Source organism: Longispora albida DSM 44784 (assembly GCF_000379825.1).
In the GTDB taxonomy this organism is placed as follows: Bacteria; Actinomycetota; Actinomycetes; order Mycobacteriales; family Micromonosporaceae; genus Longispora; species Longispora albida.
Window position 1 is genome coordinate 20,586 of sequence record NZ_KB903835.1, and the last position, 26,982, is coordinate 47,567.

At 66.0% G+C, this 26,982-nt stretch carries 16 protein-coding genes, 1 tRNA gene and 1 pseudogene; 6 read left to right on the plus strand and 12 right to left on the minus strand.

Translation table 11 applies throughout. The annotated features are described in order from the left end of the window. Nucleotides 1-56 precede the first annotated feature (56 nt). Nucleotides 57-6,386, minus strand: a complete 6,330-nt coding sequence (locus A3G1_RS42130; RefSeq protein WP_157641326.1) for an RHS repeat domain-containing protein — start codon at nucleotides 6,384-6,386, stop codon at nucleotides 57-59. Between the two features lie 438 nt (nucleotides 6,387-6,824). Here A3G1_RS42130 and A3G1_RS0123325 point away from each other — a divergent pair, with 438 nt between their 5' ends. Beyond that, on the plus strand, nucleotides 6,825-10,043 hold the full coding sequence (locus A3G1_RS0123325) for an FG-GAP repeat domain-containing protein (RefSeq protein WP_157641327.1): 3,219 nt from the start codon (nucleotides 6,825-6,827) through the stop codon (nucleotides 10,041-10,043). 80 nt (nucleotides 10,044-10,123) lie between these two features. Here A3G1_RS0123325 and A3G1_RS41885 read toward each other — a convergent pair. Then, a pseudogene (locus A3G1_RS41885) lies at nucleotides 10,124-10,457 on the minus strand (transposase); the annotation flags it as partial. 564 nt (nucleotides 10,458-11,021) lie between these two features. Between A3G1_RS41885 and A3G1_RS38920 the strand changes: the two are divergent. Continuing rightward, complete coding sequence (locus A3G1_RS38920) at nucleotides 11,022-11,498, plus strand: hypothetical protein (RefSeq protein WP_157641329.1); 477 nt, start codon at nucleotides 11,022-11,024, stop codon at nucleotides 11,496-11,498. Here A3G1_RS38920 and A3G1_RS0123345 read toward each other — a convergent pair. The 5 genes from A3G1_RS0123345 to A3G1_RS36395 all read right to left on the minus strand — a co-directional run bounded on the left by A3G1_RS0123345 (nucleotide 11,481) and on the right by A3G1_RS36395 (nucleotide 16,033). Next, the gene (locus tag A3G1_RS0123345) at nucleotides 11,481-12,530 is read right to left on the minus strand and encodes a hypothetical protein (protein WP_018351917.1); all 1,050 of its coding nucleotides are present in this window, start codon (nucleotides 12,528-12,530) and stop codon (nucleotides 11,481-11,483) included. The two genes, A3G1_RS38920 and A3G1_RS0123345, sit on opposite strands and share 18 nt — an antisense overlap. Before the next feature lie 144 nt (nucleotides 12,531-12,674). Beyond that, on the minus strand, nucleotides 12,675-13,727 hold the full coding sequence (locus A3G1_RS0123350) for an ImmA/IrrE family metallo-endopeptidase (RefSeq protein ID WP_157641330.1): 1,053 nt from the start codon (nucleotides 13,725-13,727) through the stop codon (nucleotides 12,675-12,677). A gap of 287 nt (nucleotides 13,728-14,014) precedes the next feature. Beyond that, a complete protein-coding gene (locus A3G1_RS40775; protein WP_157641331.1) occupies nucleotides 14,015-14,305 on the minus strand; it encodes a hypothetical protein in 291 nt (96 codons plus the stop codon). Between the two features lie 121 nt (nucleotides 14,306-14,426). Next, complete coding sequence (locus tag A3G1_RS0123355; protein WP_018351919.1) at nucleotides 14,427-15,488, minus strand: hypothetical protein; 1,062 nt, start codon at nucleotides 15,486-15,488, stop codon at nucleotides 14,427-14,429. Next, nucleotides 15,485-16,033, minus strand: coding sequence for an RNA polymerase sigma factor (locus A3G1_RS36395; protein WP_157641332.1), 549 nt, complete (start codon nucleotides 16,031-16,033; stop codon nucleotides 15,485-15,487). The genes A3G1_RS0123355 and A3G1_RS36395 overlap by 4 nt, the downstream gene beginning before the upstream one ends. A 595-nt stretch (nucleotides 16,034-16,628) precedes the next feature. On the opposite strand from A3G1_RS36395, the gene A3G1_RS36400 reads away from it, so the two are divergent. Both A3G1_RS36400 and A3G1_RS38925 read left to right on the plus strand, forming a co-directional pair. Further along, nucleotides 16,629-17,168: an RNA polymerase sigma factor gene (locus A3G1_RS36400; RefSeq protein ID WP_018351921.1), complete on the plus strand. Its 540-nt coding sequence runs from the start codon at nucleotides 16,629-16,631 to the stop codon at nucleotides 17,166-17,168. Then, on the plus strand, nucleotides 17,165-18,112 hold the full coding sequence (locus tag A3G1_RS38925; RefSeq protein ID WP_018351922.1) for a CU044_5270 family protein: 948 nt from the start codon (nucleotides 17,165-17,167) through the stop codon (nucleotides 18,110-18,112). The genes A3G1_RS36400 and A3G1_RS38925 overlap by 4 nt, the downstream gene beginning before the upstream one ends. Nucleotides 18,113-18,190: 78 nt before the next feature. On the opposite strand, the gene A3G1_RS38930 is transcribed toward A3G1_RS38925, so the two are convergent. Next, the gene (locus tag A3G1_RS38930) at nucleotides 18,191-18,682 is read right to left on the minus strand and encodes a hypothetical protein (protein WP_018351923.1); all 492 of its coding nucleotides are present in this window, start codon (nucleotides 18,680-18,682) and stop codon (nucleotides 18,191-18,193) included. Between the two features lie 352 nt (nucleotides 18,683-19,034). Here A3G1_RS38930 and A3G1_RS36410 point away from each other — a divergent pair, with 352 nt between their 5' ends. Both A3G1_RS36410 and A3G1_RS40780 read left to right on the plus strand, forming a co-directional pair. Continuing rightward, nucleotides 19,035-20,837, plus strand: coding sequence for a tyrosine-type recombinase/integrase (locus tag A3G1_RS36410; RefSeq protein WP_083937066.1), 1,803 nt, complete (start codon nucleotides 19,035-19,037; stop codon nucleotides 20,835-20,837). A gap of 19 nt (nucleotides 20,838-20,856) precedes the next feature. Continuing rightward, nucleotides 20,857-20,922: transfer RNA gene (locus A3G1_RS40780), tRNA-Lys, on the plus strand. Nucleotides 20,923-21,249: 327 nt separating this feature from the next. Here A3G1_RS40780 and A3G1_RS39810 read toward each other — a convergent pair. From A3G1_RS39810 to A3G1_RS0123400, 4 genes are all read right to left on the minus strand, one after another. Then, nucleotides 21,250-22,176 (minus strand): abortive infection family protein, encoded by a 927-nt coding sequence (locus A3G1_RS39810; protein WP_157641334.1) that lies wholly within the window; start codon nucleotides 22,174-22,176, stop codon nucleotides 21,250-21,252. A gap of 98 nt (nucleotides 22,177-22,274) precedes the next feature. Beyond that, nucleotides 22,275-23,555 carry a hypothetical protein gene (locus tag A3G1_RS40785; protein WP_157641335.1) on the minus strand — a complete coding sequence of 427 codons (1,281 nt, stop codon included), beginning with the start codon at nucleotides 23,553-23,555 and terminating at the stop codon, nucleotides 22,275-22,277. 719 nt (nucleotides 23,556-24,274) lie between these two features. Continuing rightward, complete coding sequence (locus tag A3G1_RS40790; RefSeq protein WP_157641336.1) at nucleotides 24,275-24,556, minus strand: hypothetical protein; 282 nt, start codon at nucleotides 24,554-24,556, stop codon at nucleotides 24,275-24,277. A gap of 248 nt (nucleotides 24,557-24,804) precedes the next feature. After that, a complete protein-coding gene (locus tag A3G1_RS0123400) occupies nucleotides 24,805-26,457 on the minus strand; it encodes a hypothetical protein (protein ID WP_018351929.1) in 1,653 nt (550 codons plus the stop codon). Nucleotides 26,458-26,982 lie beyond the last annotated feature (525 nt).

A 26,982-nucleotide genomic window follows, 5' to 3' on the forward strand; every position in this document is an offset into this window, starting at 1 on the left:
CTGCCAGTGCTGCACGCCCGGTACCTCGTTTCTGTCGTCGGATTTAGAAGGTTAGATCAGGCTCCGGCCAGCCAGACGATACCCACTCCGAGCACGATGACGGGCAGGCACAGGACAGCTCCCGTGACCATCGCCCCGTTCTTCACCGGAGCGGGGACGCGCAGGTCCTGCAGGTCTGGAGCGTCATCCTGCTGCACGCCGCGGGATACTTGCGGCGTCTTCGGCGTCTCGGGCTTGGTGGTGTTGCGCACGCCGGGGTGCGGGATCGTTGTTGGCGTTGCCGTAGCAGTCGGTGTAGGCGCCGGCTTGGCCGTACCCTGATTCTTGTCAATTCGATACACTTCGACACCTGGTTCAGCTGACGACCAGACCGTCACAGTCTCATCCGGTTTGAGCGCCCGTGGCCCGCTGCTGGGATTGTCGAACGCCGGTCCCGCCATGACGATCTTATCTTTGTGCTCTGGGTCGTTGGCTATCTGAAGCTGAAGGTTCGCGATATAGCGCTTGAGCTGCGCGGGTGCCGACTTCTCCGCTTCTCCTCCGAAGTGCTTGATCTCCCAGACGTAGATGACCCCGGGGTCGCAGTTCCAGCAGATGATGTCTGCGTAGCCGTCCTCCCCGTTGCCCTTGGCGGACCCGCCAATGATGCGGTTGCGCGTCCGGTCGCGGGTGACGTCCGGCGGGATGAGGATCGTTTCCTCCCCACGGCTGGCCCGGTTCCATCTCATGTAGATGTCGATGATCCGCAAGCTGATGGCGGTTTCGTGGGCGTCCCCGAACTTCTTATACCACTTCTCGTCGCCGGCTTCGTCGTCGGCAGCGGGGATGTCCATTTCGGGGTCGTCGGTGTAGGCGCGGCGGCCGTCGGGGTCAGATGTGCTGGCGGGGCTGTTGTTGGCGTAGGAGTAGCCGTTCATCTGCTGCGGGTCGCCAACGTCGATGACGGGGTCGACGGACATGAACTTGCCTGTGGCGGGGTCGTATTCGCGGGCTCCGAGGGTGATGAGGCCGCTGGGGTTCTGGACGCCGCCGACGAAGCCGCGTTCTCCTGGCCAGCCGGTGACCGTGGTGCCGCGGGATGCGCCGAAGGGCAGTTCGCGGCGGCGGAGGAGTTCAAGGTCGGTGGCGTTGAACGCGAGGCGCCCGGTGCCGTGGTGGTCGGCTGTGAGCCAGGTGAGGCCGGTGACGGTGCGGACGGCGATGATCCGCCCGGCGTGGGTGTAGTAGCGGGTGGCGACTGGGCTGGCTGAGGTGACGGTGGTGTCGAGGCGCAGTTCGGTGACGCCAAGGTAGAGGGTGGTACTGGTGGCGTCTTTGCGTAGCAGCCGTTCGCCGTCGGCGTTGTAGATCATGGTGCTGGTCTTGCCTGCGGCGGTGAGGGTTTTGAGCTGGCCTTCGGGTGCCCAGGTCAGGGTCTGGGTCTGGCCCTGCTGGGTTCGGGTGGTGGTGTTGCCGGTGAGGCCGTATCCGAAGGTGTCGGTGCTGTTCCCGGCCGGCCCTGCGTGGGCGATGGAGGTGACGGCATGGGGCCGCACGGCGCTGGGGCCGGGTGCGGGGTACGTGTAGGTGTGGGTGGTGTTGGTGTCGCCGTTGGCGTGGTCGGTCTGCTTGGTGCGGTTACCGGCCGCGTCGTAGGTCCATGACTGCCAGTACGGTGCGGGCCCGCCGATGGTGCTGGTGTTCATCGTCGCCGGCACCGTGGCGCAGCTGCTGTTGATGTCGGCAGGGGTCCACGCTTCGGTCATGCGGCGCAGGTAGTCGTAGGCGAAGCACTGCGCGTCATAGGGCGCGTTGGGCTGGCCGGTGACCGGGTTGGTGGGCGTGTCCTTGATCTTGGTGAGGTTTCCTGCCGGGTCCCAGGTGTAGTAGGTGTCGGCCTGGACCGCCCCTGTCTTCTCACGTTTGGTGTAGGAGTTGGACAGGCGGCGGGTGCCGAGCTCGTAGTCGTAGACCTGCCACAGGCGCTTGCCGCTGGCGCCCAGGACGTACTGGGTGAGGTCTCCGAGGGAGTTGTAGTAGCTGGCGGAGGCGTAGGTGACGGTGGTGTTCTCGGCCAGGGTGCCGGTGAGCTTGGCGGCCTGGGCGAAGCCGTCGTAGCCGTAGGTGAGGGTTTCGGCTTGCAGGCCGCCGGCGGCGGGCATGGATGTGGTCGCGATGCTGCCGTCGGTGTTGTAGGTGATGCCGGAGGTGTAGGTACCGGCGAGGTTGCCTTCGGCGGCGGGGATGGTCACCGAGTATCCGGACGGCCGGTACATCGGGTCGTAGCCGGTGGTGGCGGTGATGTAGGCGCTGCCGTTTTCCCAGCGGGTGGCCGAGGTCAGCATGCCCTTGGCGAGGGTGTCGTACTTCCACTCGGCGTAGAGCTGCCCGGTGATGGTGTCCTTGCGGGATTCGGTCTTGCGGCCGAGCCGGTCGTAGACGTAGGCGATCGTGAAGCCGCGTGCGTCCTTGGTGGTGGCGACGTCACCGGCCGGCGTGTAGGTGAAGAACGCGTCGCCCTTGTCGGGGTCGGTGGTCCTCGTCTTACGCCCGAGCAGGTCGTACTCGAAGCCCCACTTGTTCCCGAGGGTGTCGGTAACCGAGGTCATCCGCCCGGCCCGGTCGTAACCGTAGACCGTGGTGTCGTGCGCCCCGGCCGGTGTGGCGGCCTTGTACTGCCACAGCTCTGCCTGATTGCCCTGGGCGTTGACGATGCTGGTGGTGGCGGTACCGCCCTGCGGCGGGGTGATGTGCGTGCGCTCGCCGTCGTAGGCGGTGGTGGTGCGCCACTTCTCGATGTTCTGGACTTTGAAGATCGAAGCTGTGGGGCGGCTGGCACCGTCGTAGACGGTGACGTTCTGGTCGGGGACGTCGACGTCGTTGGCGGCGACGACGGTCGTGCCGGGGGCTGCGGCGTTGAAGTACTGGCCGTTGGTTTTCACGGTCAGGCCGCGGGTGTTGTAGAAGGTGTCGGTGATGACCCGCCCTTCCTGGGAGCCGGTGGCCGGTGCCTGGGTCTGGCGGATGCGCATCAGCCCGTCGTAGAGGGCGTATGCGGTGTGGTATCCGCCATCGTTGCGCAGTTTCTTGGTGGTCACTACGTTCGGCGCGTTTTTGGCGACGACGTACTCGAACTGGACGGACGCGGTCTGGGTTGCCTTGTCCCTGCCGGGTGCCCAGCCCTGCACGAGCCTGCCCAGCGCGTCGTAGGCCATGTCGGTGCGGCGGCTGTTGGCGTCCACAGTGGTGACGGTGGCACCCCAGGCGGGTTCGTACTCGGTGGTGCTTGCGTGCCCGAGGGGGTTGGTGACGACCTGCTTGGTCACCGGCCCGCCGGTCACGGGTGTGTAGGCGGTGGTGGTCGTCTCACCGCGTGCGTTCTTCAGCGTGATAACCCGGCCGTGCACGTCGTAGGTGCTCTGCGATGCGAGCACCCATACGCCGGTGCTGGCGAGTTCTTCGGCCTTCGTGATGTCACCCGACACTGGGGCCGCGCCCAGGGCCTGGGTGTCGTAGTAGGCGCGCTTGGAGGCCAGGACGTCGCCGGTGGTGCGTGGGGTGCTGCAGATACCGGCTGTGGTTTCGACGATGGAGGGCATGCCGATCAGCCAGCGGCTGGTGTTCTCCGCCGTGTAGGTGTAGCGCACGCACTTGTCATCGGCGGTGGTGGACTCGTCGCCGATGTCGTTGACGAGCAGCGGCAGGCCGCGCACGCTGTCGAAGGTGGTTTCGCTGCGCACGCGCCGGGTCTGCCCGCCCGACAGCGGGGTCTTGGTGAGGGTGACCGCGTTGTCGGACCGGTAGGAGCTGGTGGTGCCCCACGAGCGGGTCCGCGTACCGGTCGCCGTCGCCACCGGCGTGCTGATGACCCGGGAAAGAACAGCTCCGCCGGGGCCGTTGTAGGTGGTCTGCTCGCGGACGGTGCCGGAGTACTGAGGCAGGTCGTCGACGGTGCCCCCGTCGCTGTCGGTGACGGTGGCGGTCTTGGTACCACCTGCGGCGAGCTTGTCGCCGTGCATGCCCCGGTAGAACACCGACTCGGTGTAGGTCTGCCCGTCATCGTTGGCCGCGCCCTTGCGGACGGCGACCTTGGCGTAGCCGCGCCACTGCGACCAGGTCTTCTTGTCAGCCGGGGTGAGCCCGTCGGCGTCGTCGAACCGCCACGCCGGGGTGCCGATGTACTCGTACTCGGACACGACGTGCTGGACGCCGGTGATGTTGTCCTGCGACTCGTCAACGCGGGTGACGAGGTACTTGTGGAACCAGTCGAGACGCTCAGCGCCGCCGTCGGGTGTCCACCGCACGGGCATGCAGCGACGGGTGTTGCCGTCCGGCGAGGACGGAAGGCTCGTGGGGGTGCAGTCCTGGCCGGTGTAGGAAACGGTGAGGACGCCACCTGCCTCGGATCGCATGGAGGTGATCCGCCACCAGTTCATCGTGGGGTAGGCGGAGTCGGTGACGACGCGGTTGCTGAGCTGGGTACCGGTGAAGGTGACATCCGGGAGGGTGATGCTGCCGCCGACGTGGCCGGTGTGGGAGATCTTCTCCAGCCACAGCCCGGCCCGGGTTCCATCACCCGGGCTGGGGAAGGAGTGGGTCAGGGTCCAGGAGTCGACGTCGCGGTACCCGCCGCCTGCCGCTGCGACCTGGGTGGTGATTTTCGCCAGGCGCTTGGTGGTCCAGAACGTCGGCGATGTCTGCGTGCACGACGCGGCGTCGCAGTTCTGGTCGACGGGGGTGTCGGGCATGTTCTCGGGGTGCTGGAAGTCGCACACGCTGCCCGGGATGCACCGCTCGGCAGGGGTGAACGTGATCCTGGCCGGGGCAGTGGTGGTGTGCTCGCTGCCCTTGCGGTGGCCGTACTCGATGCGGTCGAGGGTGGCGCCGCGCTGGTAGGCGGTGGCGTTGCTGGTGGTCAGGTCCCGGCCGTACTTGTTGGCCTCAGGGGTGTAGTACATCGCCATCGAGTTGTCGTGGCGATCGGTGACGTGGTCGAGGTTCCACCGCCACGCCTGCTGGCACCAGCCGGAGGCGAACGTCGCGTTGTAGCAGGGCTCGCCCGGGTGGTTGCCGTACACCGGGACGGTGAGCACCGACTGGGTGAGGGGCTTGCCCGCAGTCCAGCCCGGGAGCTTGTTCAGCCCGAAGTGGTACTGGGTGCCGTCGCGGGTCGTGACCCTCCAGTACTCGCCGTTGTCGTCGCCGTTGGCAAGACTCGTGTCGGTGAGGCGCTCGATACGGGAACCGTCGTCGTTGCGGGGCCGCCACACGCCGTCATCACCCTGGACGAGCTCGACGGCGCTGCCGTTGAGGTACAGGGTCGCGTTGTCGGTGGCCCAGCACAGGTCCCCGGTCTTACGGCTTGCGTTGCTCGGCGCCTGGCCGTTCTCCGCGGCCTGGTCGGTGCCGCAGGGCTTGTACTTGCGCTCGATGTACCCGGGCCAGTACTCGAAGCCCTCACCGGCCCACGACGGCTGGCTGTTCGTGGCGGCGGTGCGGCCGTCCACGGAGCCGGAGTTGTAGGACAGGCCCACGCTGGGCGCCAGCCCGCCTGCGGCGGGAGGGGTGCGCAGCGGGTAGGACCAGGTGAAGTCCCCGGACATCCCGCCGGCTTTCCACGTCGCCGACGGCGCAAGGGACGTGGCGGCGAAGCTGCCGGAGCTTCCCTGGGATCCTGCGGCAGCGGCGTACAGCATCCCGCCCTGCTGCGCGGCGATACCAGTCGCACCGCTCGGCGGGGCTGTGGTGAGGTCGGCGGTGAGCTTTCCTGCCTGGATGTCGTTGCGGGCCGCGACCGGCGTGCCCTGGCATGCGGGTGCTTCCGGGGTTGTCAGCGCACACTCGGGCAGTGCGATGAACGTCAGCCGCGACGCCCAGTCTGCGCCGTAGGCGTTGCGGAAGCCGGAGTAGTCCAGCTCCACCGCAGCCTTGCCGCCGCGCTGCGCGCCGGTCTCGCTGAGGCGCAGCAGCAGCCCGCTGCGGCCTGCCTTGCCCGCCTGCTGGCGGTCCAGGACCTCCACCCGCACCCTGCGGCCCGAAGATCCAGCGGCATCCCCCGTCAGGCCCTGCGTGCCAGCGGCCAGGCTGACCGAGACGGGCAGGTCACCAGCCTTGACGCGTGGCTGCACAGGGCCGGCCGGCTGCGCGGAGGCGGCACCCAGGTCCGCTTCCGCCGCACCGGCGCGCGGCCACGTGACGGCCGGGGTGGTCTTGATGGCCTTCTTCGATGCCGGGTCCTCGCCCGGTGCCTGGGCTTTGAGCGCGATGACCGGAACAGACCGGTCCTTCCTGAGCGCGGGCGCTCCCAGATCCTCGAGGGGCGCACCCAGTGCTGGGGACGCGGTCAGCGACACGGCGAGCACGATCCCCAGGGTGGCCGCGGCAGGCGCGGTCCTTGATCTCAGCACAGTGAAGACACCTCCCTGAAATGTGTTGAGGGGACCCGCCCGCGCAGTCTGCCCATGTGCGCCCCAGGCCCCCGATCACATAGGACAGACCGGCCAGCACGCTACCCGTACCACTCTCGCACCCGGCAAGACCCAGGGCGGCACTGTGATTCGTTCGTGATCCGGGACGCAAAACCCGGCCGCGATCCGATGCATGTCCTGCGAGCTAAGGTTTTGCCGTTCGTCCAGCATGGAGCCGCAGGCCAGCGGCTCGGCGGGCGTTTTCACCGCTGGCGCCGATGGCCGGGCGGCGTTATTCAGCGAGGCAGGCGAGTTTATGAGTTCTTCATCACCGTCCCTCCAATCTGGAACGGAGGGTATTGCGCCCCTGGCAGCCGGTGGCATACCGTGCGGCGGCTCCCCGCATCGAGTCCGGGGGAAAACGAGGGAGGAGCGCAGATGAGCGCACAGAAACCCAGCAGGACCAGGCAGAACTTAGCAAGGCTCCTGGCGTCGGCAGGACTCGCCAGTGTCCTCGCCGCGCCAGGCCTCAGCAGCCCGGCGGCAGCCGGGGACACCGCACCGGCCGCCGCGTCGCCACGCGATACGGCCATGGCGCACGCCCGGCGCACCGGCCAGCGAGCCGAGATCACCGACCAGGGCGACGAGCGCACCACCATCTTCGCCAACCCCGACGGCACCTACACCGCCGAGCAGCGCCTGACGCCGTCCCGCGTACGCCGCAACGGCACCTGGACGCCGATCGACCTGAACCTGCGCAAGCGAACCGACGGAACCATCGCACCCGCCGCCTCCACAGTGGATGTCCGCCTCGCAGGCAGCACCTCGGGAACCACCCAGAGCGCCGCCGCCGGCAGCGCGCCCGCGCCGACGGCGTTCATGACGCTTGCCGACGGCGACCGGTCCCTGCAGATGAGCTGGCCCGGCACACTGCCCGCGCCCGTCATCGGCGGTGACGTCGCGACCTACGCCGAGATCCTGCCCGGCATCGACCTCAAGGTCCGCACCACCGCCACCGGTGTCGCGAAACTGTTCGTGGTCAAAAACCGCGACGCAGCAGCCCGCGTCGCCGCCATCCCGCTCGGGCTGCAGACCCGCAACCTCACCGTCACCGCCGGTGAGTCCGGCAGCCTCACCGCGAGCGCCGCGGACGGCAAGCCCGTGTTCTCCTCCGGCACGTCCTGGTCGTGGGACTCCAGTACCCGCACCGTGCCTGGTGACCGCAGCGGTGAGGCACCGGCCAGCATCTGGTCCCCGGCCCGCGGAGCGAAAACCACACCTGTCGGCGTGGCACTCACCGGCAGCACGCTCACCCTCACACCCGAACCGGGCCTGCTCACCGCCGCTGACACCGTGTATCCCGTCTACATCGACCCGACCTGGAACGGGAACGGGAACATGGCATGGACCATGGTCAACGGCAAGTCCGACAAGACCGGGGCCTCCTACTGGAACGGATCCGGCTCGCCCGGCAGCGACGGCCTCATCCAGATCGGCGCCGACGACTACGGCAACAAGTTCCGCTCCTTCATCCAGCACGACACCACCTGGTTCTCCGGCAAGAACGTCCTGGAAGCCAACTGGTACATCACCATGACCCACGCCTGGTCCTGGGCCTGCGACGAACCATCCGCCCCGTACGCGCTGTGGCTCGCCAACCGCATCGACCCCGGCATGAACTGGAACAACAGCTCCAGCACCTGGTCCAGCCAGATCGAAGGCGACACCCGCACCCACGGCAACAACCTTCCCGGATCATCCGCGAGCTGCCCGAACAACATCCGGGTCCGCTTCAACGTCACCAATGCCGCCCAGACATCGGCGAACAGCGGCTGGTCCAGCCTCGTCTTCGGGCTGCGCACCATCGAAAGCACCAAGGACGGCTGGCGGCGGTTCGGGGAATCCGCCGACGGCGGCCCGTACCTGTCCGTCCGGTACAACATCCCGCCCGCCGTGCCCGCGTCGCTGGCCATGTACCCGTACAAGCCATGCGGCAGCACCAGCGACCCAGCCCTGCTCACCACTCCCACGCCCGTGTTCACCGCCTGGCTGTCAGACCCCGACGGAGACGGCGTCAGCGCGGCACTCGAGTTCAGTGACCTGTGGGGCAACCTGATCTACACCCACGCCTCACCCATCGTCAGCGGAGCAGGCGGTGGTGCGAGCATCACCTGGGCACCCATCCCCGCAGGAAAACTCGCCGAAGGCGTCACCTACACCTACCGGGCACGAGCAGGCGACGGCTACGTCTGGGGCGGATACACCGGAAGCTGCGCCCTGCTCATCGACACCACACCACCCTCAGCCCCGCCGATCATCGACGTCAGCGCCTTCGGCGAGATCGGCCTGCCAGCCGGCACGATCGGGGAGGTGATCTTCAAGCCCAACGGAAGCACCGACAACGCCCGCTACCGCTACGGCTTCGACAAGACCGCGCTCACGATGTCAGTGCCCGCTCGGGCAAATGGTGAGGTCACGGTCCCGATCACCCTGTACAACACCGACATCACCACCCTCTACGTCCAGCCCGAAGACCGGGCCGGCAACAAGGGCGGCGAAGCAACCATCGCCAGCCAGAAAATCCAGGCCCTCACCAACGAAGACCCGCCACCTGCCAAGACACCCTCCGACGTCAACGGTGACGGCCGCGGCGACATCACCGCCCTGCACGCCAACCCCATAACCGGTGCAAGCGACGTCGTCACCTGGATCGCCAAGCCCTCCGGCGGCGTCTACGACCCGGTCACCGTCTGGACCCCCGGCATCGACCCCGCATACGCGCCAGGCAAGGTCAAGCACATCACCGGCGACTTCAATGGCGACGGCCGCACCGACACCGCCCTCTTCCGCGCCGAACCCGGCGCTTACGGCCGTATCACCCTCCACAACCTCGCCTCCAACGGCACCTTCCTCACCACGCCCGCTGCTGCAGCCTGGGACAGCGGGAACAACGGCTGGTGGCTCGACCGCATGAAAATCGGCGCCGGCGACCTCACCGGCGACGGCAAAGACGACATCGCCATCACCTACCGCTACGACAACAACGGCTACAAAGTCTTCGTCCTGACCGCCAGCTCCGGCGGCACCTTCACCATCGGCGAGTGGAAGGACAACGGCACCGCCGCCGACTGGAACTACCTCACCCAGTCACTCGCCGACTACAACGGCGACGGCAAAACAGACCTCATCCACTCCTACGACTACGGCAACTGCGCCACCAAGATCTGGCTCAGCACGTCCACCGGCACCACCTTCAACGCCTGGAGCACCGTCATCGACAAACCCGCAGGCTACTGGTGCATGGCCGCCGTCAAGCAAGCCACCGGCGACGTCACCGGCGACGGCAAAACAGACCTGATCCACATCTACGACTACGGCAACGGCCGCGTCGCCGCCTGGGCCTTCGCAGGTGGCAACTACGCCAGCCACAGCATCATCTGGGACTCCGGCACCGGCGAGACCACCTGGCCGAACTGGAAACCGGCCATCATCAACGCCAACGGCACAGGCAAAGCCGAGATCTTCCACGCCTACAACACCTCAGGCGCCACCGACATTTACCAGGCCCTCATCAGCCCGGCTGTCCCAGGCCCGGAAACCTTCCACCTCAGCACACCCGCCAGGTACCTCAATTGGAACAACATCACCATTGCGTAAGCAGAGCGAGCCGCCCGCAGGCACATGCCTGCGGGCGGCTCAGCTACGCCTTAGAGGGCGTTTGATTTACACCTTTTGCGTTAGTAGGTGTCTTGCCAGGTGGGTGTGGATTCGTCTGTTATCCGTTTGCTGGTGTTGTCGATCATCGCAATGTGGGTCATTGCTTCGGAGCTCGTCGGGAGGGTCTCGTAGTCGCGGGCGAGCCGGCGGTGGAGCATGAGCCAGCCCAGGGTGCGTTCGATCACCCCGTCGCTTGATCACGGAGAAACCTCGGGTTTCGGGTTCCCGGGTGATGACCTCGGGGTCGATGCCGAGGGCGGCGGCGTGTTCGACGAACTTGTTCTTGAAGCCCTGGTCGACCCAGGTCTTGGTGATCGTGGGGTGGAGGTTTTTGGCCTGGTCGAGGACTTGAACTACTTCGCTGTCCGGTCCGGGCGGCGAACCGCCGGAGTTCAAACCAGTCCATGATCAGGTGCGGGTGTTCAAGGTCCTGAGCACCGTGATGGCCGCTCCTTGGTCGGGGAAGTACGGTGAGGCGGTGTGCGTGGCTGTTGTCTGCGCGGATCGGAGCGGCAGGGCTGGATCGGGCTATGCCCGATCGACTCCCTGATTCAGGACGATTTTGCGCATTTGGTCTAATGGTCGCGTCAACTTGAACTCACCTTCGAACAAATCTCCGAAGGGGTACCTGTCCGCGCTAGAGCGATGGTAGAAAGACAAGCGATCAAGAAGCTCCGGGTGAACGGCCCCAGCGGGCGCGGGAAGCCCTGGCTGGCTGCAGGTCGGAATACGACAGGATCAGGTGATCATGTGACAGGTTCACCGACCAGTGCCTTCGCCGAAGCGACCGTGCCGAGGTGGCACCCCAGATCCCTCGCCGACTTCCTGGCATCCGAGTCCGTGTGGACGCCAATCCGCATGTGGGGAGCCCGGGCCTTCGCAGGACATCGCCTCGACACCGCCGAGCATCATCGCCGGATGCGGGCCGGGCTGGGATCCATTGAAAGCACTGATGTTCTGGACCTGCTGTTTTCCCTGCCTGCGGGACTTCCCGTGCCTGTCGCGTCGCTGTCCAGGCATCAGCGGAGGATACTTGCCCGGCTGCCGGCCGGGGTGCTGGACTTCGATGGTTGCAATGTCGTCAGGCGGGTGCAGAACCCTGTCCGGGTGGATCTCGTCGTTGTTCCTGCCCTGAACTGGCGGACAGGGCTGCATGCCGCTGGCCGTTACGCCCCGTTCAGCGCCCGGGCGATGTGGCTTCCGGGGCTGCCGGGCGATCACGATGAGCTGTTCTGCGAGGCGGAGCGGTTCGGTATCGGGGTACTGGCTGGCTTCCGGGGACGGCCGGAGGTGCTGGTGCCTCCGGCGCCGTATGTCCGCCAACGGTTCACACCCGCCGGCTGGCTGTTCGCTGAGAAGCTCTACTCGCAGGTCGCCTCAGTGGCTGGCCGGTAGTAGCTCCGCCAGTTTCGCCATCCGTTTGAGGGTCTCGCCTGGCTGGAATGCGCCCGGTTGCTGGATGCGCTCGTTTTCGGCCGGGTAGGCCTTCGCGGCACGCTGGACCTGATCGATCAGCCAGGCTTGCCGCTGGGCGAGGGTCATCGGCCGCATCTGTGCCCAGAAGAGGCTCCAGGCGGCCACGTTGTGCTCGAGCGCCTCGGCCCTGATTTCTGGATCGCTGCTGTCGAAGCGGTCTAGGCGGTGTCCTTTGCAGACGGCGCAGCCGCAGCTTAGCGGTTCGGCGTTCGCCCACCGGCGGGCCAGGGTGTCGCCCCTGAAGTAGCCCCACAGTTCCGGGACCAGTACCGACGGCCTGCCGCTTCCGTTGCCGTGCTGGGTCGCCTCGTCTGGAGGCGGGGCGTGGCGCAGTGTGGTCGACGCCCCGACCCCGGTGAACATGGCGCCGTGGGCCATGCAGTCGAAACCGGTGATCATGTCGGTGCGCCACACTCCGAGCTGCGGTACCTCGCGGCACACCCGCCGCAGATTGCCGACGATGTCGGCGTAGCGGTCAGTCGGGTTGTACTGGCCGCCGAGGACCAGCGCGATCGGGACCCCGGTCGGCTGAAGGATCGCGATCAGCTGGTCGACGGCGTCCTTGCGCAGGAAGGCGACATCGACGGGGAAAAGCGCAGCCACATCGCGCCGCCCGATCTCACGGATCATGTTGCGGGCGGCCTTCAGCGCGGGCGTGTCACCGCCGGTGATGTAGCCAGTCGGAGTCGCCGCCACCGTGACCCCCCGGGCGCGCAGGTCGTCATAGAAGCCCAGCGTGAACAGCGCGCCGTCCGGTTCGGGCGGGTATTGCAGTGGCGCCTGGCGGGAAGCCAGATGCCGGGTGTACGCGGCGATGTCGGCGACGACGGGCACGGGACATTTGGCGCGGAGTTCGCCTGCACGCTTACCCGCCTCCGGCCCGCACAGAGAGAGGCCTGTGGTCATGGGGTCGAGGTTCTCCGGGATGACCGGGTGGTACTTGGCCGACATCAGGTGAAACACCCTGCCGGACAACGCAGTGGCACCTGCCGGAGAAGCCGCAGTCTTGATCTCCTGCCCGGGCTGTCGCTGCGGCGGGAGCGGGGAGCTGTGCGTCATTCATCCACCTCATAGGAAGGTGTGCCCTTGCGGGCGCTACTGTGACGACGTTGCGAGGTACAACTGCTCGAACTCCGCCGGGAACAGCCCCGCGGTAGCGGCGAGCTGCTCGACGGTCATGCCCCGGACATGGATGAGATCCGAGACAACATTAGCGACTGTGGATGGAAATTCCGGCCTGATGTGCACCGGCTCCTGGAGCTTGTAGCCCAGTGTGCTCATCTCAATGACCAGGTTGCGGTACTGCCAGTCGCTGAGGACACCCAGATCACGGGCACGGCGCGTCAGCGCCGCCATCGAAACGCCCCAGACCAGCTTCAGTTTCTCCAGCGTGGCCAGGTCCAGCCCGCCGCGCAGCGAGTTCCTGATTCCCGCAGCCGGCATCAGGAACTCGGAGGCGAACTGGTCGGCCTCCTTCTCCTGAACCGGCGTTGCTCCCGGCTTCTCGTGCATGAGCACATGTCCCAGCTCGTGGGAGAGGCTGAAACGCATGCGATCGGCGGGCGCGGAGTCGTTGACGACGAAAAAGGGGAAGGCACCCTCCGGCCACAAGCTCACCGCATCCAGCTCGCGCGTGCCGAGATCCCGGCGCAGGACGACACCGCCGGCGTCTTCAACCACTGCCGTCAGGTCCGCAAGCGGCCCGTCGCCGAGCCCCAGCTTTTCCCGCAGAATCCCGGCGATGTCGGCGGGCGAGTCCTCAGCCGAGGCCGGAAGGCGGAAGAGGCCGAGCTCGCGGGTGCCTGAGGTACGCAGCACGCGATCGACCTGCCGGCGCTGGTAGGACAGGTTGGCGTGGATCACCCGGAGCGCAGGAGCGCCCAGCGACGCCTTTTTGCGATGGTGAATGAGACCAACGGCGCTCTCGGGGTCTGGTGGCTCGCATAGCGTGGGAACCGGATAGCCCAGGACCTGCGAGAACGCTTCCAAACGAGCACCGGCGACAGCGACCTTGCCGCTCTCCGCCCGGCTTACGTAGCCCTGGGAAACTGGCTCGCCCAGAGTGTCGGACATCGCCCTGGCCACATCAGCTTGCTGTAGCTTCCGGGTCTCGCGGGCTTGGGCGAGCATCGGGCCGTTCGCTTCCACGTGCTCGCCTCCTTCTCAAGTCCTGATGCCAGCGAGGTCACACTATCACCCTCCGGGTGCCAAGCAAATGGGATACCTCAAATTTCTACCCCAAAATATTCCGCGCGTACGCCTCTGCGCCTGGTTGCCAGAGCATCGTCTCGCCGTCTAGAGCGCAGTCGCGATGGGCGGCCGGCTGCAGCTCCGGCTCGTGGCGGGCCGGCGCAAGCCGGATGGTCCCGCAGGAAGGCGGGGGTTCCCTGCCTCCCCCAGCCTTCTGCGCCGACGTCACGGCTGGTCTTCCGGGGCTACACGAGGCGATCGAGTGCCGCTGTAGTTGCGATGGCCGCTGTGATTCCGGCGGGGATGCCGATGAGGTAGGCGAGTACGGGGGTGGTGGTGCCGAGGGCTGTGACGCTGGTGCTGAACCCGGTGATGAGCCCTACCAGGACGGCTATGGCGTGGATGACGAGACTGCGCGGGGTGAACAGCTTGCTTGCGGGGCGGGAGGCTGCCGTGGTGCGGGGGCGACGTCTGCTGTTCGCAGTACGGGAGTTGGGTGACTGGGTGCGGGGCTGTGTCGGGTCGTGCGGGTGCACAGGTTCTCCTTGTTCGCGGGTCATGGTGCGCGTTCGGTTGTGGCGGTTATGAGTTCCGGGTACAGGCTTGCGCCATGCCTGGTGATCGGGCTCGGGTCCTGCCAGGCTGCGGCGTTCCTGGTCAGGGATTGTCTGGCGGGCTGGCTGGCCCGCCGGCCGCGACCAGTTCGCGGAGGAAATCGAAGAGGATGCCGCTGGAGACCCGCGCGGGTGTGGGTGTCGGGTCGGGGTTCCTGCCGGCCCAGTCCATGAGCCTGCGGATGGGCGCGGGGCTATCTGGTTCGGAACCGGTGAGTGCTTGTGGCGTGGATTGCTGAATGGCGGGTATGCCGAAGCACAGCAGCGCGACGGTGGTGGTGGGAAATGACTGGGTGAGTGAGGCCACCCGCACGCATTGGGATCTGATCTCGTCGGATTCGTCGACCAGGACAGCGTTCCACAGCACGACCTGCGTGCTTGCGGTGTCGTCGTCTGGGCAGGGCTGTGCCAGAGCCAGAGGGTACGGGGTTCTGGACAGATAGCCGTGTGCGCGGCGTGTATGGGCGCTGCTGTCGTAGGCGGCGACGATGACTTCGGCTGCCTCACGTTCGGCTGCACGCCGCAGCTCGCGGGCTTGCTGGTGGGCAATGGCCACGATGGACATAGCCTTTTCCCGGGCTGCTGCGAGTTCCGCCCGGGCTTCCTGCCGGGCGCGGGAAATTTCAGTCAGCGCGGTGCGGCCGGGGTCGCTGATACCAGGGAGGCTGGCGCCTCTGGTTGTGTGTCCGGGCCACTGGCCGGTGATTTCCGGCCTCGGGCCGGGGACGGTGCTGTGCGGTTCGCTTGCCACGTCGGCGCACGGCTGGGGTGCTGTAGTTGGCGGGGCCGGGGCGAGGAACGGAATCGAGGTCAGCCGAGCGAGCGGCACCTCCGCTGCGGCGTATCCGCGGCTGAGGGCTTCCTGCAGCCATTGGGCGGCTTCGGCCTGCCGACCGGTTTGCGCGTAGAGCACGCCGAGTTCGTAGGCGGCTTGCCGAAGAAGCGCCGCTTCGATCTGGTTGTGCAGGCCGAGCATTTGTGCGGGGTCGGTGGCCGCGTGTTCGTAGCTAGCGAGGAGGGCCGTGTAGGCGTCGTCGGTCTCTTCGCCGGTGACAGGCTGCCGGGCCTGCCCCAATCGCCTGAGTTCGTCTTCGATGCTCATCATTTACCTCCGGTAGTCGCCGGGTATCCCGCCAGGGCGGGGGCGTCTCGCAGCGCGTTCTTGGCCGCTGTGAGCCTGCTTTTGACCGTCTCCTCAGAGACACCGAGGATGTGCGCGACTTCCGCCCGGGGCATGTCCAGGTAGTAACGCAGCACCATCACGGTGCTCTGCTGCGGTGGCAGGGCCGCCAGAGCGGAGGCGAGATCCCGGCGGCAGTCGGCGGCTGCCATGTCACCGGGATCGGGAGTCAGCATCATCCGCTGGCTGGTGTCGGCAGTCACTTCCACGGGCTTGACACGTTCCTTTGGCGGGCGCCGCCCCCAGTCGACGATGGCGTCGGTGACCATCAGGTGCAGGACCGCCTCTGGGCGGGTGACCTCCGACGACCGGTAGTAGACGAGGAACTTCATCCAGACCTTCTGCGCGAGATCCTTGGCGAGTTCGCGGTCCGAGGTCGCGAACGCGAGCTTGTGCAGTGTCCAGGGGTAGTTGAGCCGGTGGAACGACTGCATCCAGTTGTCCTCAGCCGCTCGGGGAGTTCTGTTCACAGGGCCATCTCCTGAGGTGCGGGGGACACGCCGGCAACCGCACGCCGCGGGGCCCCACCCCGGGCCTGCGACACGGGCACTGGCTCGGCGGCTAGGTTCCCCGGGTGGGCTGTGCCGCACTGCACCTCGCCTCGCGTCATCGGTTTTGCGCGCACGTGGTTGTTCCTCCTGGTCGTCGGGCGGGCGGTACCAGCAACAACAAAAGCCGTGAATGATCATGAAAGCGGGTGAACCGGCTTCAAGATTTTCTTCGCACACCCGTTTCGCCGTGTGTGCGGCAGAGCCAGTGCTGGTGTCTGTCCGTTATGTATTCCCGTATAAGCCGTTGAGGGTTCACGCGATCCAGAAATTTCTCGCGGCCCGGCGCAGTGGCCCACCTGGCGGAGGCGGGAGAGGTTGTCGGCTGGGGGCTCAGCCCGGGCCGGCTGGGGATGTCTCCTGAAGCCATGATGGACAGAGCTTGATGGTGTGTGCGGAAAGATCTTGGCTTCCGCGCGAACCTTCCTGGCGTCAGTCGGCAATAACAAGTGACAGGAACGGCTGAAAGCTGAATTGATCGGGATATGGATCATGGCGGGAGGAGTCAGCAGTAGCTGTGGTAGCTGAGCTGGCGATGCCGGGTGCGGGGGACCCGGAGGACGTGCACGATGTTGGGACGCTGTATGCCAAGCATGGCCGCGGGATGGTCAAATTCGCTTACCACCATGTGGGCGACGCCGCGGAGGATGCTGTGCATGAGGCGTTTGTGATCGCCATGAAGAAGCGTGGAAGCTATGACCCGGCCCGGGCGCAGGTCAGGTCGTGGCTCATGGGCATCCTGGTGAAGGTCCTCCTGAAGAAGAGGTCCGAAGCCAAGCGGTATCTGCTGCTTCTGGAAGCACAAGAACGTGAGCTCCATGTGCAAGCGCCTGTCCCCGATGAAGCGGACAGGCACGCGACGAGACTCACGATGATCGCGGCGATGCGGCTGCTGTCGCCCGATGATCGTGTTGCTCTTTTTCTTATTGACTGGGACGGCATGACCTACGAGGAGGCCGCGGAGACTTTGCGAGTGCCCGCGGGAACCATCAAGTCCCGCGTGAACAGGGCACGCAAGAAAGCATCCGGGAGCCTCCATGATCAGGAGGAGGCATGAGATCAGACGACATCCGGGCCATGGCAGGCGACCTGTTTGACCCGCCGGGCCCGCCGTCGGAGGAACTGCGAGATCGCATCATGCGCTCCGCCGCGCGGATGGAAGCCCGGCGGCGCAGGCGGCTGTGGCAGCGTCCGGTCCTCGGGCTGGCCACGCTGGCAACAGCCGTCACTGGAATGTTCTTGCTGCAGGAAACGCGGGTGCCCGAGCCAGAAGGTGCCAGCCACCAGGCCACCGAGCTCTTGCGCAAGGCCGCGCACACCGCCGAAAACGAACCAGAGATCACCGTGCTGGCGAACCAGTTCGTGTTCACAGAGACATCGGCGCGGTACCCCGTGGCGCCCGGCTCTGCGAACAGTTCTAGCTACGAGATCGTCACGGTATACGCATGGCGGTCGGCGGACGGTACCCGAGACGGGCTCACCCGCCAGGAAGGCGGCACATCGGCCGGCAGCGCCCTGGTCCCAGGGTGCAGCAGCGGGACCGTACAGCCGGTCGGCCCGGACGGAAAGCCTATCCCCGGAAAGCGGACCCCTTGCACACCTGACCCGGCCTACCAGCCGGGACTGCCACAGACACCCGGGGAGATGCGCAACTATCTGTACCGGCAGGGCGGCGGCTCAGCGCAGGGCGCCTTCGGTGCGATCGGAGCGCTCCTCAAAGATCGTTACCTTCCGCCGAAGATCCGGGCGGTGCTGTTCAAAGCCGCCACTACCATCCCCGGCGTTGACGTCGCCTACGGCATCACCGACGCAGCAGGCAGGCCGGGCATCGCTATCGCCCGCACCGAGGATGGAACACGCCAGGAACTGGTCTTCGCCCCGGACACCTTCACCTTCCGGGGCTGGCAGGTCAGATCAGCTATCGGGGAAGTCGACATGAACGCGCGGCCCTACGCCATCATCCGCACCGCAGTCACCAGCGTGGCAGGGACGCTGCCGTGACAATGCACCGGCTGGACGCCGCCATTGTCCCTGGCGGCGTCCAGCCGGTCCTCGCGATGCTACCGGCGATCACTGGGGTTACGGGTAGTACTGGTTGGGGCTGTAGGCGGTCATGAGGTATGTGCCGGCGGAGTTGTAGAAGTCCACGGCTGTCCACGCGACTCCGGACCCGGGGGTGTAGTGGGTGACGGTGGGGTAGTGGCCGAGGGTGTAGGTCCGGCTGGAGTACTTGTAGTAGTAGGTGTAGTTAACGGCGACGTAGACGTACGCGGTGCCGCCGTAGCCGATGTTGCTCCAGGCGTTGACGTAGAGGTCGCCGTTGAGCTGGCGTTTGCTGCCCCAGTAGCTGATGCAGGTACCGGCTCCGTAGGTGTTCGCGCAGCCGCCCCCGGATGCGGAGAGCGACTGCACGGCCCCATTGCGCTGGCCGAGTGGTGCGGCAGGGGCCGCGGGGTCGTACCTGGTGGGGGGCTCCGCGCCGATGCCGGGCGCGGCCAGTGCCGTGCCTGGAACGGTGAGTACGCCGATGGCCAGCGCGATGGCGGCGAGCAGCCGGGCGATTCGTGCCATGACACCTCCAGTGACGAGCGTTTTGTGGCGCCAAGCGGTGACGGGCGTTCTGTGCTGCCGGGCGGGGCCGGATGCGCCCCGCATCCATAGATATAGATATATCCCGATGGATGGCCTGGGCTTGCAGTGATGCCGCCCATCCGACTCGACCCTTGTGCTGGACGCGACGTGCACCTGCGCCATTCCTGGCTGATGGGCAGCGTTCGATCATGACGCCGACAGCCATGGGCCGCTGAGGTCGTGGAAGCCCATGGGGTGACAAGGTGAATCTGGGTTTTTGTGGTTCTCGGCGGGACGGGTCGGCAAGTTAAGCCGTTTCAGGTTGTTTTCGTGCAATCTGGGATTGACCAATATGGTATATACTCAACTCGATCTAAGTGTTGTGATCATGATGAGTCCTTGGCCGCATGGCAAGAAGCGTGATCTCACTGGACTGTCCAAGACCTGCAGTTGCAGGGACGAGCGGGGTCATAGGCTTAATACCCGGTGCCCGCTGCTGCACACCGCCAGCGGAGGATGGAATCCGCACCATGGCTGGTGGCGGTATGTGCTGACTCTGCCCCGGGATGAGGACGGGCGGCCTAGGCAGTGGCATCGCTCGCTGCCGGGGAAGTCACGCGCAGAGGCTGCGGAAGAACGTGAACGTGCCCGCGAGCTGCTGGATCTGGCGGGCGCCGATGTACGGTTGCGTAGGGAGATCGGCGGGCTGCTGCGGCGGCTGGAGCCTTCTGAGCCGCTGCCTTCGGAGGGCGAGCTGAGGGGGCTGCTGCGCTCGGGGTTGCCGGCGGGTTCCCGCCTCACGGTTGGTGAGTACCTGACCTGGTGGATCGCGCGGCGGATGGGTAACGAGAACACCCTCAGGGCCTACCGCAGTCACATCTACATGCATCTGATCCCGCAGCTCGGCTCGATCCCGCTCCGGGAACTGCGGGCCTGGCAGGTGGAGGACATGTTCACCCGCCTGGCATCCAGGCACCGGGCGTACATGGCCCGCCGGGCCGAGCTGGGAGCCTCACCGCAGCCGCGGGCGGCTGGGCCTATCACGATGAAACGGATTCAGGCGACGCTGCGCAAGGCGCTCAACGACGCGATGCGCAGGTACAGCCTGATCAGCATGAACCCGGCTGCTTTCCTGGAGATGCCGCCGACCGTGCGGAAGCGGCCCAGGGTCTGGACGGATCAGCGCGTGCTGACCTGGCGCAGGACGGGAGCCAAGCCGAGCCCGGTCATGGTGTGGACCCTGGCGCAGGCCGGGCGGTTCCTCGACGACACCGAGGTCCATGATCCTGACCTGTACGCGCTGTATGTGCTGGTGTTCCTGTCGGGGCTGCGGCGGGGGGAGTCCATCGGCGTGGCCGACGACGAGGTCGATCTCGGCCAGAAAGAGGTCACGATAACCCATGAGATCACCGGGTACGGCGCGCGGATGGTGTACCGGGAGGTCAAGACCGAGGAAGGAGACCGGACCGTCGCCATCAGCGACATGGCTGCCGCCGCCCTCGCCGCCTACCGGCAGCGCCGCGACCGCCTGAAGCGAGCCGCAGGTGCCGCGTGGCCTGAGACGGTCACTCTGCGCACTCCGGCCACCGGCGGCGGGTACGTGACGTGCGAGGTGGACCTGTTCTTCCGCCGGCCCGACGGCCGGGCGTGGAATCCCGAGGTCGTCAGCTCGCACATGCGCCGCGACGTCGAGCACGCTGGTCTGCCGCCCGCCACCCTCCGCGATGGCCGCCACGCTGCGGCCAGCTATACCAAGCGCGCTGGCGGCGACCTGCTCGACATCAAGGACCTTCTCGGTCACTCGACCATCCTCATGGGCGGAAACGTCTATACCTCCCCGTTCCCGGAGGTAGCCCATGAACTCGCCGAGCGGACCGCCCAGCTAGTGCCCCGTGAGCGAGACAAGACCGCGCCTGGTGGAATCGCGGCGGAAAAAGCGCGACCGGTGGAAGATGACCACAGGTTGACCACAGGGACAAAAAACGTCGGCACAGGCTATGTTTCCGCAGGTCAGAGCGCCGCAGGCGAGCGGAGACCAGCGGACTTTGCGTCCTCAGGTGTCCCCGCGGCGGCGAAGGCCAGAAACGGCTACCAGTGGGCAAAGGGGCACGGCAAGCGGCTCGTGGGCGGCACCGGAACCGCCCAGAGGGGCTGATCAGGTACCCTGTCAGCCGAGGGCTGCTAGCTCAATGGTAGAGCAGTGGACTTTTAATCCATTGGTCAAATCTTCCATAGCGCTGCGTCAGATTCCACAGTACCCGCATAACCCTGGGTAGTTTCCACTCCCCTGGCTCGCTGGGCGAGGGGACATTCCGGACGGGATTCCACCGGCAGCGTTCGATTCCACAGACCGCGCTGGACTGCGGATGACCAAACGATGACCACGCCGCCTTGGATTATCCTCAAAGTCCGTTGCCCTGGTGTTATTCCTCGATCTGGTCTGAGTTGCAGTTGGTCGGGGAGCGCTGAGCTGAATTGCTCGCAACTGTGCAAGCAGCCGTGTGTCCGGTGGATCCGGTTGGGCGGGCCTAGCATTCGTTGATACATAGCTCCAATGCCCCGAGCTTCTACGTGGGTGGCGTTGCTGCTGGAGATCGAGTGGCGCGCCAGGGTGCGTCGGGGTCGCCGAGTGTTTCGAGCATGAGGTTGCACCAGGTGGTCGCTGCTCCAGCTGCCAGGCGTGCATGACGTGGGCGGATCCAGGCTGGGACTGACTCGCGGCCGTGCCCGATGCCGACTTGGTTCCGCAGTTCAGTGACGCCTTGTGTAAGGCGGGCGAGCGATCCGAGGATTGTCTTCAGCGCTTTTGCTTCGTCGGTCGCTTCGGTTACCCCTGCGGCGTGGAGGTTGAGGGCTTGCTGGGCTTGTGCGACCAGGGTGGGAAGGTCCGCCTTGGAGTTGTATGGCATTCCGCGTTCGCGAAGCACTAGTTTCGCTGTGCTTTCCACGAGGTCTTTCGCCACGCTGACGGCGAGGCGAGGGTCGGCATCGACGTTGGCCAGCAGCCGTTTCAGGTGGTCGTTGATCACTGTCGGGTCGTCGAGCGCGCTGAGGGCCGGCGTGACGACGGTTCCGGTGTCTGCCCGCTCCTGGAGAAAGAGGATCCGGGCGAGCGCAGAGTCGAATGCCTCGCCGACCATCTGCCGCCGGGCTGCCCAGGAGCCGTGGCCGTCATGTGCGATCCAGTAGGAGCGAAACGATGTGAAGTCGTGCCACGGAAGTTTGACCGATACACCGATACGTGCGCATACCGCGAGCGTCGCGCGGACCGCGAGCCGCATGTTGTGATCATCGAGGCGCTGGCCGCCATCGGTGCCGTAGGCCATGAATTCCCTGTGCAGGAGGACTACGAGCGCCTCAGAGACCTCAAGATCGCTATGGGCCGGATCTGGCGCGCGGCGCAGCCTTTCGAGTAGGTCAACCTTCAGTTGTTCCTGCTGCTGGCCCCATGCCCCCGCGAAGTCGTTAGGCTCGAAAAGGTCATCTGCCCGCATTGCGCTCCTCCCGCTTCTCGTCCCACCCATCATGCCTGGAGGGTAGTTCTGCGCAGGTGATTGGCTGTCGGACGCCCCGGCGTACTTGATGCTGCGGTTCAGGTCAGTGGCAGTGCCGGGGTGCTATCGGTAATTGATCGTCGCGGTCGACGATGCCTGGCACGTCCTTCAGGTGCACCTGCACCACGGTGCTGGATGTTGGTCTTGGTGGGCCTGCCCGTGGTGCCGCAGAGCATGCATCGGCTTAGCCAGGGTTCTTTCGCTCCCCTGTATTCAGTGAGGGGTTCCCACGCGCCGGCGCGCATGATGATGGCGGCGCTGGCCGCAGGTGTCCGGTATCGATCCGCCAGCTTCTGCCGATTGCAGAACTCGCATCCGGTCCTGCGGAAGAACGCGTTGCCCGGCAGCGGGGACGACGATTTGCCGCAGTTCAAACACCGGCACCGGACGGCGTCGGAGTTGACTTTGTAGTCTTCCAGTGGTTCCAGCGCTAATGCCCGGAAGCGGGCTTCAGCAGTTTCGGGCGGCAGGCGTCTGTCTTCACCGGACCGTGTCTGAGCACAGGTCTTGCACGCGCCCTGGCCGCTGCTGACGTTGGCTAGTCTCGGGTCAGTTCTGCTGCCGCAGTACATGCACCGTGACTTCCAGGGTGTTCCAGCGTTGCTGGGGTATCCGGCGAGGGGTTCGGCGAGCGCAGACCTCATGATGGCAACGGCTCTCAGTACGGGGACGCGCCGGGATTCGCTGATCTCGTCCTGGCGGCAGGCTGGGCAGGCTGCCCGGCCTTCCCGCAGGTGCGCCAGCCGCCGGGGGTGCGCCTTTCCGCAGATCAGGCAGCGCATTCGCCACTTGGAGCCAGTGCCTTCGGGGTAGTTCTCCAGAGCCTGGGCTCCTGAGTGCATGACTTCGATCTGGGCTCGGCTGTTTCGGATGCGCCGCCGCCTGGCGATCGTTGCACGGAGGGTGGGCGTCACTTCGTCCTCGATCTGGCGGGCGAACCGCTTGACCAGTGCCCAGGTTTGCTCAGCCGAACACAACTTGAGATCGAAGGTTTCCGTCTCTCCGTTCTGGGGCATTGATCCTGCCGGAAGGAACTGAGGAACCCCCTGTACGACTCGCAGTTCGTGCTCAATCATGCGTTCGACGCGCTGGGCTTGCGCTCCGACCTCGAACGTCCAGGACTCATAGAGCGACCAGTTTTCCCGCTCGTGTTGCGCGACGCGGTAGTAGGAGCCGTTGTCCAGTCCGGCGATGCCGTACTTCCCTGCGGACCGCGTTTCGTCGATGACGATGTATATCTCGGCCGGTCGGTCTGGTTTGAACCCGTGTTCGGCGCAGTACGCGCAGATCCCATTACCCTGGTTCAGGTGCGAGAGCATCTTGGGCGCAGCGTTCCCGCACACCAGGCAGCGCATCCGCCAGCCCCGCATAGTCTGCCCGGTCCACGGCACAAGGGGCTGCTGAGCGCGCAGCAGTGCACGGGCGACGGCGACATCGGCCGGAAGCCGGGAGTGACGCCCGGCTGCGGTAGCGACTCGACAATGGGAACAGCTATCAACATTGCCCGATACAAGTGCGCGCATCGCAGCAGATCGTCGGCCGCAGCCCAAGCATCGGACATAGCCGCTCTGGCTGGGCACGTACTCGGAGAGAGGTTCGTTCAATGTCAGGCGTACACGAGCAGCGGCGGTTTGCGGCGGCAGGGACAACCTCTGGCTGGCAGCCTTGCGAATGCACTTCGTGCAGCCGACAGGCTTCACCGGACCATTTGTGATCTTGGAGGGGGCTGGATGTCCAGCGATCATGCACCGGGAGGGCCACTCGCTGCCGCCCAGACCGGGGTCACGAGCCGCTGGAATCTGCCCGCCAGCCAGCAGCCGTGCCATCCGGGCCGCTGCGGGCAGCCTGCGCTTCTGCCCGCGGAGTACCCCGGCGCACCGAGTACATCCGGCACGGCCATTTCTCGGGCGTGTCGGCTTGCCGCAGGTCAGGCACCGGCCATGCCAGACACGGTGCGGGCGAGGGTGAGCAGTGAGAGGCTCAACGCCCCGGGACCTGACAGCGGCCTCTGCCCGAACCGGTGACGCCGACGTCCGGCTCACCCTGATGCACCCGACCGGCCGGTGCGTGCGAGCATCCACTGAGCAATGTGGCCGGCGGGCTCGTCTCCCGGCACGGCCTTCCAATCCTCGAACGCCTCGCTCGCAGCCGCATCACGGCCCGCGAGAGCATGGACGATGGCGGCCAGAGTCAGATTCTGCTCAGCATCGCCGCCCCGATAGTCCGCCATCCGGCGAAGCTGATCCCACAGCTCCTCGTCAGATGAGCTTTCGAGTGAACCGGTGATACGGTTCCAGGCGTCTTCTGGCTGTTCGTCCATGTGCCTTCCTCAAGTCGAACGGCTCGGTCAATGCTGGTGTAGTCGCTCAGAACTGCGGTTGCTGCAGCCAGACATCGAGGCAGCCAATATATTCGCCCTGAACGAACGGTCTTCAGGATTCGGGGCCGTCTCTTCCGCTTTTGACTGCCACACGGCGGCGACCTGCTTGGCTGCGACCACACTGTCGGAACGTTGACAACCGGATAGGCGTGGACGGAAGCAGTGTCATGCCGCTCGTCGAGAACAGTTCACCACAGCGACCCGAGCCACCTGAAGATCCTCGCCAGCGGCGCGTCGGAGTCGGGGGAGACTGTCAGTAACGCGGCTGCGGAGACCGCGAGGGACGCGACGGCAATCCAGATCGCAACGCGTCCAACGCGGTACGCGTCCAAGGAGGCGCCTAAAGAGACTGTGGTGGACAGAATCTCGCGGTAGTCGCGGTCGGCGGTCTGAAGCCGATCGAGGTGTTGGCCCTGCCGCTTTGCCATGTCCATGTTCCAGTCGACCGCCTCAAATGGCTTGTGGCCGTGTTCGGCCGTCCTGCGTGCCTGCGCCGCGGACTCATCCAGGGTGAACTGGCAGTCGCCCTCATCGCGCCAGGTTCTTGCATTGAAGGCCTGGACGTCCCGGGCGATGCTGCTGAGGTCGATGCTGAGCGTCAGCAGGTCCTCGCGCAGCCGGCGGATGTCCTTGCCTTTGAACTTGCCGTGGCGAACGCGGGCTTGGTCGCGGATGGCGGCATACCGGCGCTCCATCAGTTCCAGGAGCTCGGTGATGGCCAGCTGAACGAAGAAGTTGCGCGTTCGTTTGCCGGCCAGGCTAGCGATGGCTTGGGCTGAGTCCTGCCCGTAGGCGCTCAACGAGCCGGCCTGCGTCACCACGCTGGCAGTATTGCCCCACAGGCTCCAGGTGCGCTCGCCATTCATTGCAGGACAGAGGCCCACCTCGACCTGCTCGAGAACCAGTCCCGGAAGCTCGGGACAAGTTCCGGGGAAGGTCTCATATCTTGTCAGGCCCAAGGCTCTGAAGGCGTTCCGGTCAGGGTGGGGCACCGGCGTGCTCGCGTCGGTCGGGTCGAACCGGTCCGTCAGCAGCAGGTCCATCAGCGGCTGCGCCTGGCCCAGGCTAGCGAAGGCTCCGGGGCAGGTCCGCGCCATCCAGTGCCGCGCCAGATCGTGGACACGGCGCCGGGCCTGTTGGGTAGTCCGGAAGCCCGACCACATTCTGTCCTCGGCGATCGTCTGCCCGTCGACGCGGACAAGTCGCGGTTCGTGAGCCGAATGCCAGACCTCATCGAGCTTGCGCGACGCCGTGTCCGTGAGCTGGACGTGGGCCAACATCGCGGTGAGTCCCACGTCGACTTGGACGGCGACGAGGCTGATCATCGCAAACTCGTCCGGGAGGGTGGTCCGTTGGCCGTCGGTATGCGTGATCGTGCTGTTCTCGTTCACGATCTCGGCGACGGGCCACCACCGCCAGCCCCCGCCAGCGCGGGCGCTCTCCAGCAGTTCCCGGTTGGATTGAAGGCGCAGATACTGGACACGGAAGCGGTCCCAGGATGAGGTTCCCATCATCGCCTTGAGGCGTGCGAACTCGCTCGGCGGGAACAACTCAGCCATCCAGAGGCCCGGTACACGCACATGCTCGTCGGCCGGAACTCCTATGTCACCGAACAGGTCGTCACGGTTCTGCGCGAGGTGCCGCTGGTGTTCGGTGAACTGGTTCAGGAAATGAAGCGCGTAGGTCAGCTTTCCTTTGAGGGATTCCGGGAGGCGTCGGCCAAGCCGGGACCATCTCAGAGCGTGGAGGGCTCTGTACGGCGGGTCGTACCACCGTGCTCCCTTGCCGCTCTCGTGGCTGGTGTTCTTGCTCGTCGGCGGAACCTCGCCGTCTGCCTTCATCGGGCTCCTCCCTTGCACTGCGGCGCGCTCAGGCGCGACAGCCCGAGGCAGTGGCCTCGACTGCCATTGTCACAGCCCTAGATAGGCCATATGCAGGTAGTTTGCTAGTCATAGCCCACTGTCAGCCCTAATGACGGTGCTGGAATGTCGGCGGTCATGCATTTCCCCAGGTGGTTGTTCGTCGTCCCCGTTTCACGGTTGGGGATTCTGAACAGCTGAGGGCGACTGGATTATGGTCCGTGGCGGGGCAGTAGGGTCGCCGGGTAGCTACTCCTGACGTCGTCGTCGCCCTGCGGGCCAAGATCGGCCACGGCTCGTTTCCGCTACCCGGAGTGACCGCGGTGGTGTTCGACGACCAGGGTCGGGTGCTGCTCGGGCGGCGCTCCGCCTTACCCCGCTTGCCGGTGACCGTCAGCTAGGAGGTGTAGTCCATGTCCGAGCTGCGTGCATCACCCGGCCATAGGTGTGCTGGCACGCTTCTTCTTCGGAGTCGAAGTAAACCTCGGGGCGCCAGGCGCCACGCTC